The organism is uncultured Thalassospira sp. (assembly GCF_963976115.1).
GTDB lineage: Bacteria > Pseudomonadota > Alphaproteobacteria > Rhodospirillales > Thalassospiraceae > Thalassospira.
The window spans coordinates 422951-432324 of the sequence record NZ_CAXBJJ010000002.1; the positions used below are offsets into that span (position 1 = coordinate 422951).

A 9374-nucleotide genomic window follows, 5' to 3' on the forward strand; every position below is an offset into this window, starting at 1 on the left:
GAGGTAACTCCTTTGACTCAGGTGAATTCAGGATCTATTGAATGCTCAACCTGTTCTCCTTCTGGTGTGAACGAAGTCCCCAATCCTGACAGACTGACAGGCGGCAGTGGCTGCTGGTTCACATGGAGACTGAAAACATCGAACCGGTTGTAATGTCCGATAATGTCGTGCATTTGTTTGGGCTGGATACAGCGACCCAGGTCGATCTCGGCATAGACAATGCCTTCCTCGTCAATCAGGCCGTCTGTCACTGGTCGCCCGTCGGGGCCAATGATGCCAGAATAGGCGCTTGATTTACGTTCCAGCAGGGCGCGTGCATCAGGGCGGATTTCCTCCATAGCCCGGATGATCTCCTCTGAAATCGTAGACGTCGCGATAACGGTAAAAACTTTGCCTTCAAAACTGTGCGTCTGACCGCGTAGTTTGATCGCTTCGGCCATGTCATATTCCGGCGGTGCAACCGGCAAGGAAATATAACTGGCGGCATGTACCAACTCACCTTGGGCCAGCAGGGTGAACCGGGCCAACGGATTGGTATTTTCACCGCATGCCAGCCCTCCCAACGGGCCGATTGCCGTGTCATAGACCTTCAGACTTGATCCATCTCCGCCGGTCCAGGTCAGTTTTTCAGCCCAGGTTGGTACAAGCTTGCGGTGCTTGCCGATGATTTCTCCATCAGGGCCAATGAAAAGCAACGTGTTATAAAGTGCGCCTAAAGAAACCGGGCTGCGTTCGTTAAGGCCCATGACCACGAAACAATCATTTGCCCTGGCCGCCGCACGGATCTTGCCGATCTCGGGCCCATCGGCGAAAACCGAATTCCGCACCAGCCTGTCAAACCAGCTACTGCCTGTTACCGGGTCGGTAATCCAGCTCCAATAGGGATAGCCAGGAATAAAAACCTCGGGGAAGACCACAAGCCGGGTGCCCTTGCCTGCCGCCTCGCCGATCAAATCGACAGCTTTGTCGGCGGTTTTGTCTGCATCAAGAAAAATCGGGCTGGCCTGAACCGCTGCTGCGGTAAATTTGGGAAATTCCTTACCGGGCCGCATGATTATTTAACCTTTTCATATTTGCGAAAGGCCTTGGTCAAACCGTCAATGATCTTGTCGATACCCTCGGCATCAATGGTCAAAGGGGGCGACATAATGATGTTTGAACCTGCAGGCCGCACGATCACGCCTTCTTCGCGCGCAAATGCGGCAATCATCTCCCCCTGGCCCTTGCCAGGGTCGATTGGTTCACGGGTTCCTTTGTCTGCAACCATATCGACACCAACCATCAGGCCTTTACCCCGAACCTCACCAACCAGGGATGACCAGTTTGGCAGGTCTTCCAGCCCTTTCATCAAGCGGGCTCCCATTGCGGCGGCATTGGCTGGCAAGTCTTCTTTCTCGACAATATTCAGGGCCGCAATCGCAGCGGCACAGCCAAGGGCATGCCCCGTTGCGGTGTAGCCGTGCATAATGAAGCCCATAGGATCAACACCCTTGGTCCAGGCATTCATGACGCGTTCGTTTAACACCGTTGCGCCAAGCGGGATGTAGCCAGACGTGATCCCCTTCGCGAGACACATAATATCGGGTTTCACACCCCAGCCCCGTGCCCCAAACATCGAACCCGACCGCCCAAACCCGGTCACAACCTCGTCCGATATGAGAAGGATTTCATGTTTATCCAGAAGCTCACGCAGACGGGGCCAGAAGCTGGCGGGAGGAACGATAACGCCTCCGGCGCCTTGCACCGGCTCTGCAATGAAAGCGGCAATGGTATGGGCACCATTATGCGCAATCAGCCGGTCGATCTGCGTGATGATTGCATCCGTAAGCTCTTCGGGATCTTCGGAATAGGGATTGCGATAGGTCCAGGGACTGTCAACCTGATAACAGCCGGGCATCAAGGGTCCGTAAGCGTGCCGGTAATAGCTTGAACCATTGACTGACGTTCCCCCAAACTGGATACCGTGATAGCCCTGCTTTAGTGAAATAAAGCCGGTTCGATCAGGATGTCCTTCAAGCTTCCAATATTGACGACTGAGCTTGAGCGCGGTTTCAACCGCATCCGACCCATTGGCGGAAAACAAGACCTTGTTCATGTTTTCTTGCGCCGACATCTCGATCACTTTGGCCGACAGTTTAATGGACGGCGCTGTCGTGGTACCGGCAAAATTTGAGTAATAGGCGATTTCGTCCAGCTGTGCGGTAATGGCGGCTTTCACCTCGGGGCGGTTATGACCAACATTGACGTTCCACAATCCGCCAATGCCATCAATATAGGTTTTTCCATCAATATCCGTGACATGATACCCCCGCCCCTTGACGATGATTTGTGGCGGATGTTCCGCCGAAATCAATGGGTGGATCATTGGATGCAACTGATGGCGCGCGTTGTTTTCACGCAGGAAATTGTCATCTCTATTCGACATGGTTCTTGCTGCCTTTCTTAACCCAGGGCGATACAGACGGATTTTGTTTCAAGGTAGTTGTCCAGCGCCGCACGACCGTGCTCTCGTCCGATACCTGATTGCTTGTAGCCACCGAACGGCATGTTCTGATCCGGCAGGTTATGGGCGTTGACCCACACGGTTCCCGCTTCAATCTGGGGAACGTATTTGTGCATGGTGTTCAGGTTGGTGGTCCAAATTGACGCGCCGAGCCCAAAGCGGGTGTCATTAGCCATGACAATGGCATCATCGGGATCTTTAAAGGGGGTGACAGTCACAACCGGGCCGAAAACTTCGTCCTGCATGATCGACATCTTCTGGTCGACGGCGGTGAAAATTTCGGGTCTCACAAAAAAGCCCGGGCCCTCATAACTGCCAGAATTCAGTAATGGTTTGGCACCCTGCGCCAGTCCACGTGCAATGCAGGCATTCACATGGCTCTGGTGCTTGGCTGAAACCATCGGGTTAATCTGGTTTGCCGGATCCAACCCTGACCCTATTGATAAAGAACGGGTCATATCGGCCAGGAAATCACATACTTTGTCAAAAATACCTTTCTGGGCATAAATGCGTGTTCCTGCACAGCAGGTCTGACCAGAGTTAAAGAAAACACCGATACCTGCCGCAACACCCAACTGATCCATATCCATATCGTCGAACATGATCATCGGGGCCTTGCCACCCAGCTCCAGGGTAACGCGTTTCATATCCTGCATTGCCTGGACGCCAATAAGCTTGCCAACTTCTGTCGAGCCGGTGAAAGCCAGCTTCTGAACGCCAGGATGTGCCGTTAGCGCCGCACCGGCCTCTTCGCCCGTGCCGGTAACGACATTGACCACCCCCGGCGGGAGCCCGGCCTCAAGGCATAGCTCGACAAGCCGCACCGTGGTCAGCGGTGTTTCCTCAGCCGGCTTTATGACCACTGTGCAACCACACGCCAATGCCGGCGCAATTTTCCAGACCGCCATATTAAGGGGGAAATTCCAGGGCGTAATCGCCCCGACAACGCCCACCGGTTCCTTACGCGTATAGGCGTGATATTTTGCGCCCGGCGGTACAGAAATAGAAACATCGATGGTCGAACCTTCGATCTTCGTCGCCCAGCCTGCCATGTAACGCATATAGTCTGCCGATGCGCCGACCTCGATCATGCGCGACAACATCACTGACTTGCCGTTGTTTAACGTTTCAAGCTGCGCCAGTTCTTCGCCGTTAGCCTCAATCAAATCCGCCAGTTTCAGCATGACACGCTGACGGTCTGTGGGCCGCATGCGAGACCATTCACCTTTTAATGCACCGCGCGCCGCCTTAACGGCCTTATCAATATCCTGTGCGTTACCCTTGGGGACTTCGGCAATTTTCTGCCCGGTTGCAGGGTTGAACACGGCAAGCGTTTCTGAGGTGTCGCTTGCCACCTTCTCGTTGCCAATAACCATCATTACGGGCGACTCAAGAAAACCGGCCACACTCGGGAGAATCTCTTCGACTGCGCTGTCTGGTCTCGCTATCTGCATGATATAAATTCCTTTTTCCCTGATGGACAGACCGCTTTTGATTGATTTTTAACCTGACCATTGACTTATTTTACATATAAATTTATTCATTACCATATATTTTTTGGAGGAATTTATGGCAGAGAGATCTTTTGCAAAAGAAGTCGAAGACCTGAAACTGGGTGAAGGAGACCTGTTTCGTGGTGAGGGAATTCTTGCCATCACCAAAGCCCTGCTGCAGTCAGGCGTCGCCTATGTCGGCGGGTATCAGGGATCGCCGATTTCGCACCTTATGGATGTTCTGGCCGACGCAAATGACATTCTCGATGATTTGGGTGTTGTTTTCCAAAGCTCCGCCAGTGAAGCGACAGCAGGCGCGATGCTATCGGCATCTGTCATGTATCCTTTGCGTGGTGCTGTCGCCTGGAAATCAACCGTGGGCACAAACATGGCCTCGGATGCCCTGTCCAACCTGTCTTCCGGAGGGGTTACCGGGGGGGCAATGGTCATTGTGGGCGAAGATTACGGCGAGGGATCGTCGATCATGCAGGAACGCACCCATGCCTTTGCCATGAAATCACAAATGTGGCTTTTGGACCCGCGCCCCGAGCAATCCTGCATCGTCAATCTGATCGAAAAAGGATTCGAGCTGTCCGAGGCATCAAATACACCTGTCATGCTTCAGGTTCGGGTGCGGTCCTGTCATATGACAGGCTCGTTCGTCTGCAAGGACAATAAGCGCCCCGTATTCACCTTGCGTGACGCAATGAATGCCCCCAAACGCGACCTCAGCCGAATTGTTCTCCCCCCTGCCGCCTATGAACATGAGACGGAAAAAATTGAAAAACGCTGGCCCGCTGGCGTCAATTTCATTCAGGAAAATAAACTAAACGAATTCTTTGGCCCCGCTGGTCGCGACAGACAGGGGAAAACGGGCCTGATCGTTGTCGGGGGGATGTATAACAGCACCATTCGTGCCTTACAGCTTCTGGGCCTTAGCGATGCCTATGGCAACTCAAAGCTGCCGATCTATGTGATGAATGTCGCCTATCCCACAATACCGGGCGAAGTGGATCAATTCTGCCAGAAGCTTGACTCCGTACTGATCATCGAAGAGGGCCAACCCGAATATATCGAACAATCAATCAATACCGTTATTGCCCGCAAAAAACGCCCCGTTTCGGTACATGGCAAAGATTATCTGCCAATGGGCGGAGACTATACTGCTGCCGTACTGACAAGGGGCATTACCCGTTTCCTGGAGGAGCATGATCCCCAACAGTTGGGCAACCGTGCGCCGGTGCCCGATGCGGCCCCCTTCCTGTCCAACCCAATCGTGGAAAAACTGAAAGATGTTATTCCGCCCAGACCGCCAGGCCTGTGTACCGGCTGCCCGGAAAGACCAATCTTTGCCTCGATGAAACTGGTGTTTGAAGAAATGGGCGAACATCACGTCTCGGCGGATATCGGCTGTCATTTGTTTTCGATCCTGCCACCTTTCAATATTGGTGCGACAACAATGGGCTATGGACTTGGCGCGGCATCGGCAGCGGCATTCAATGTTCCAGGGGCCAAGCGATCCATTGCCATCATGGGCGATGGCGGATTCTGGCATAATGGGCTAACCAGCGGTATTGGCAACGCCGTGTTTAACAAACATGACGGCGTTTTCATTATTGTTGAAAATTACTATTCTGCCGCTACTGGCGGACAGGACATCCTGTCGTCGCAGGCCTATAACAAACGTCGCAAAACCAACAATCCCATCACCGATGCCCTCAAAGGGGTTGGCGCGACCTGGGTCCGTCAGATCGACCATACATATGACGTCAATAAAATGCGCGCCGTCCTGACCGAGGCACTGACAACCGATGCTGAAGGCCCCAAGATTATCGTCGCATCATCCGAATGCATGCTGAACAAACAGCGTCGGGTAAAGCCGCAAGTGGCCAAGGCCATCAAGGGTGGTGAAAGGGTCATCAAGGAAAAATTCGGCGTCGACGAAGATGTTTGTACCGGGGATCACGCCTGCATCCGCCTCTCTGGCTGCCCGTCACTTTCCGTCAAAGAACTGGATGATCCTTTGCGCGATGATCCGGTCGCCTCGATTGATACAACCTGTGTGGCCTGCGGCAATTGCGGCGAAGTCGCCGACGCGGCTGTTCTGTGCCCGTCATTCTTCCGCGCCGAGGTAACGCATAACCCGACCAGTTGGGACAGGTTCCGCGACCGGATTTCCGCGACTGTCATCAAATACCTGCAAAATCGCCGCGAAACTCGGACCGTTAGCTTTGAAGGATAAACGCACATGAAAGAAGCGATCGTCAAACTTGATCTCGCGGCGGCCGGCGCTGCGACTGAACGCCCGATCTCCATCGCCATCGTGGCAATGGGGGGTCAGGGCGGTGGTGTGCTGACCAACTGGATTGTCAGCCTGGCAGAAAGCCAAAATTGGGTGGCCCAGTCCACTTCCGTTCCAGGTGTGGCCCAAAGAACCGGCACAACAATTTACTATGTCGAAATGATGCCGGTCAGTGACCGTGGACAAAAACCAATTCTGGCGCAGATGCCAACACCCGGGGATGTGGATGTGGTGATCGCATCCGAACATATGGAGGCAGGTCGGTCGATCCTCCGTGGGATCGTGACACCGGATCGGACAACACTGATCGCGTCTTGTCATAGAATGTTGTCGATCGTCGAAAAAATGGCCCCGGGCGAAGGCATTGCAGATAGCAGAGCCGTCCATGACGCCATCGGGGTTGTCGCACGACAGGAAATCATCTTTGACATGAACAATCTGGCCGTAAAGAACGGCTCGGTTATCTCCTCGGCGATGTTTGGCAGCCTTGCGGCTTCGGGCACACTCCCGTTTGATCGCGACGCTTATTACGACGTGATCCGTAAAAGCGGCAAAGGAGTTGAAGCCAGCATTCGCACCTTTGATGCCGCCTTTGAGCGTACGGAAAATGGTGAGCAGGCCACTGATGCTGATGACTCGTACACTGAAAAGACCGCCACGATTTTGCCAGAATGCCTGAATGATGCCCGTGCCAATGCTCTTGTAACCCGCATTCGCCGCGAACTTCCCCTTGAGGCACACCAAATGGCATTTCTGGGGGTGCAGAAAGTCGTTGAATTCCAGGACGGGGAATATGGAGACGAATATCTTGACTGTTTACGTGAGTTGAACATGAAGGATGCCGCCGCTAACGGCGCGGACAAAGGCTTTGAGTTCACCGTTACCGCGGCGAAATATCTGGCGAATGCGATGGTTTATGACGATGTCATCCGTGTTGCCCGCCTGAAAACCCGGAAAGCGCGGCGAGATCGAATAGCTGCAGAAGTTGGCCTGCAGGACGGACAAATTCTCAACTCGACAGAGTTTATGCACCCTCGCATGGAGGAAGTTGTTTCCAGCTTGCCCGTCGGGTTGGCAAATTGGCTGATTGCGCGCAAAGGGCTTTATCGCTGGCTGGATCGTCGCATCAATAAGGGACGCCGATTAAAAACCTACTCCCTGCGCGGATTTTTACCCCTTCATATGGTGGGCAGCCTCAAAGGAATGCGTCGCAAATCGCTCCGCCATCAGACGGAGACAACCCACCGAACCGCGTGGCTGACCGAGGCCACCAATGCTTTGAGCCACAACTATGAGTTGGGGGTAACAATCCTGACTTTCCGCCGTTTGATCAAGGGCTATTCCGACACACATGTTCGGGGTCTATCCAAGTTCGACAAGGTCATGACGACGACAAAATCCATCGCAGCCCGGGATGATGCTGCTGACTGGGCGCGCCGTCTATTGACCTCGGCAATCAAAGATGCCTCCGGTGATGATCTGGACGGTACGATCAAAACCATTGAGTCTTTCATATGAACAAACAATCTGAAAATTCCCTCGATGCGCGTCCTGTTGCCTTATCGCGCAATGACTTATCGGCAGGACTGTGGTCTGGAAAGATCACTTTCCGGCATGGACAATGCGATCCGGCAGGTATCGTTTACACACCGGAATTTTTTAATGTATTTAACCAGGTTATTGAGGACTGGTTCTGCAGCCGACTTGGAATCAACTATTATGAAGTTATCGGGCCACGCCGAACAGGAATTGGCTATGTCAACGCCGCGGCTACTTTTTTCGCACCGTGCAAGATGGGCGACGAGGTCGAAATTTTTGTAATGGTCGACAAAATCGGCAACAAGTCTTATCAACTCGTGCTACACGCGATGTTGGGTGACAATGAAGCCCTGCGTGGATATTTTACGACTGTGGCAACTTCGCTGGATACGCATCGCCCAATCCCAATTCCGAAAGATATTCGAGAGGCGATGCTGGAATATTCTGCGGAACCCTAAATAACGAGGTAAACCAAGTATGCGGCCAGAGATTGAGGTCCTAGATCACGTTAACAAGCAAGAAAAAGAACAGGTCCGTGTCTGGCTGAGTATTATGGGAATACATAGTTCAATCTTCGCCGAGCTTAATCGCAAACTGTCAGACCAGACCGGAATTAGTTTAACCAAATTTGACGCTATGGCACAGCTTGATCGATATCCGGAAGGTATCAGCATGGGCGAATTGTCCAGTGCATTACGGGTCACAAACGGTAACGTTTCCGGCCTTGTCAGCAGACTGATCAAGGATGATCTGGTTTTCCGGGAAATGTCACAAGAAGATCGCCGATCCTTTCGTGTGAAATTAACGCCAACCGGGAAGGCCAAATTTGCACAGGCCCTGAAGGTTCATCAGGACGTGTTGTCAGACATGTTTTCCAAGGTTGCCCCCGAAGAACTTTCAAACACTGTAAAAATGTTGCGAAATCTCTCCTCCAAGCTGGCGCTGGAGGCTTGATATGGCAAAGGAACCCGCTGCCCGAGAAATCAAATTTCCGTTCAAGTCTCGCGAAGAACTTGAAGCATATTTACCTTATCTTATAACCCGACTGGCACATCGCTGGGCAACGGATCAGAATGCCGCTCTGTGCAAAGACGGACTTCAGGGGGCAAAAATGCGTATGCTTTCGTGCCTCTCGGCGTTCGGAGAACTGACAATCAATGAGTTATCGATCCTTTCCGTGACGGAACAATCCACAACGAGCCGAACAGTTGAACAGTTAGTATCTTCAGGCCTGGCAGAACGGAATATCAGCCAGTCTGACCAGCGCGTTCGGACAGTCAGACTGACCCAGGACGGGACCAGCACACTTATGCGACTGGCTCCGACAATAAATGACCTCAATCAGAATTTACTACGTGACGTAGATCAGGACGAACTACAAAACTGTGTGAATGTGTTGGGCAAAATGCTCAAGAATATCAAAAAGAATCAAATCTAGGCCCTGTTGACAAACTAGATTCCCAAAGAGACGGGAATGTGATTCTAGCAGTCTGTCGGGTTTGAGGTTTTATTCCTCTGGATGCGATGGTCTGTATCG

At 52.6% G+C, this 9374-nt stretch carries 8 protein-coding genes; 5 read left to right on the plus strand and 3 right to left on the minus strand.

The window, feature by feature from the left end; genetic code table 11:
* Positions 1–17: 17 nt before the first annotated feature.
* From AAC086_RS03800 to AAC086_RS03810, 3 genes are read right to left on the minus strand one after another with little or no spacing between them, the layout of a single operon-like run.
* The gene (locus tag AAC086_RS03800; protein ID WP_339775480.1) at positions 18–1052 is read right to left on the minus strand and encodes a carbon-nitrogen hydrolase family protein; all 1035 of its coding nucleotides are present in this window, start codon (positions 1050–1052) and stop codon (positions 18–20) included.
* Positions 1053–1054: 2 nt separating this feature from the next.
* Positions 1055–2425 carry an aminotransferase class III-fold pyridoxal phosphate-dependent enzyme gene (locus tag AAC086_RS03805; protein WP_339775482.1) on the minus strand — a complete coding sequence of 457 codons (1371 nt, stop codon included), beginning with the start codon at positions 2423–2425 and terminating at the stop codon, positions 1055–1057.
* A 17-nt stretch (positions 2426–2442) separates the two neighbouring features.
* Entirely contained in the window at positions 2443–3957 is a 1515-nt protein-coding gene (locus AAC086_RS03810; protein WP_339775484.1) for an aldehyde dehydrogenase family protein, read from the minus strand.
* Between the two features lie 115 nt (positions 3958–4072).
* Between AAC086_RS03810 and AAC086_RS03815 the strand changes: the two genes are divergently transcribed.
* From AAC086_RS03815 to AAC086_RS03835, 5 genes are all read left to right on the plus strand, one after another.
* Positions 4073–6238, plus strand: coding sequence for an indolepyruvate ferredoxin oxidoreductase subunit alpha (locus AAC086_RS03815; protein ID WP_339775487.1), 2166 nt, complete (start codon positions 4073–4075; stop codon positions 6236–6238).
* A gap of 6 nt (positions 6239–6244) precedes the next feature.
* A complete protein-coding gene (locus AAC086_RS03820) occupies positions 6245–7816 on the plus strand; it encodes an indolepyruvate oxidoreductase subunit beta family protein (RefSeq protein WP_339775490.1) in 1572 nt (523 codons plus the stop codon).
* A complete protein-coding gene (locus AAC086_RS03825) occupies positions 7813–8295 on the plus strand; it encodes a thioesterase family protein (RefSeq protein ID WP_339775496.1) in 483 nt (160 codons plus the stop codon). Before AAC086_RS03820 ends, AAC086_RS03825 begins: the two co-directional genes overlap by 4 nt.
* Before the next feature lie 94 nt (positions 8296–8389).
* Positions 8390–8791, plus strand: a complete 402-nt coding sequence (locus AAC086_RS03830; RefSeq protein WP_339775499.1) for a MarR family transcriptional regulator — start codon at positions 8390–8392, stop codon at positions 8789–8791.
* Position 8792: 1 nt separating this feature from the next.
* A complete protein-coding gene (locus AAC086_RS03835) occupies positions 8793–9275 on the plus strand; it encodes a MarR family winged helix-turn-helix transcriptional regulator (RefSeq protein WP_339775502.1) in 483 nt (160 codons plus the stop codon).
* The last annotated feature ends 99 nt before the right edge of the window (positions 9276–9374 follow it).

Coding starts and splice junctions, on each gene's coding strand:
- AAC086_RS03810 (WP_339775484.1), bottom strand. CDS start 3,957: ATGCAGATAGCGAGACCAGACAGCGCAGTCGAAGAGATTCTCCCGAGT.
- AAC086_RS03815 (WP_339775487.1), top strand. CDS start 4,073: ATGGCAGAGAGATCTTTTGCAAAAGAAGTCGAAGACCTGAAACTGGGT.
- AAC086_RS03820 (WP_339775490.1), top strand. CDS start 6,245: ATGAAAGAAGCGATCGTCAAACTTGATCTCGCGGCGGCCGGCGCTGCG.
- AAC086_RS03825 (WP_339775496.1), top strand. CDS start 7,813: ATGAACAAACAATCTGAAAATTCCCTCGATGCGCGTCCTGTTGCCTTA.
- AAC086_RS03805 (WP_339775482.1), bottom strand. CDS start 2,425: ATGTCGAATAGAGATGACAATTTCCTGCGTGAAAACAACGCGCGCCAT.
- AAC086_RS03830 (WP_339775499.1), top strand. CDS start 8,390: ATGGGAATACATAGTTCAATCTTCGCCGAGCTTAATCGCAAACTGTCA.
- AAC086_RS03800 (WP_339775480.1), bottom strand. CDS start 1,052: ATGCGGCCCGGTAAGGAATTTCCCAAATTTACCGCAGCAGCGGTTCAG.
- AAC086_RS03835 (WP_339775502.1), top strand. CDS start 8,793: ATGGCAAAGGAACCCGCTGCCCGAGAAATCAAATTTCCGTTCAAGTCT.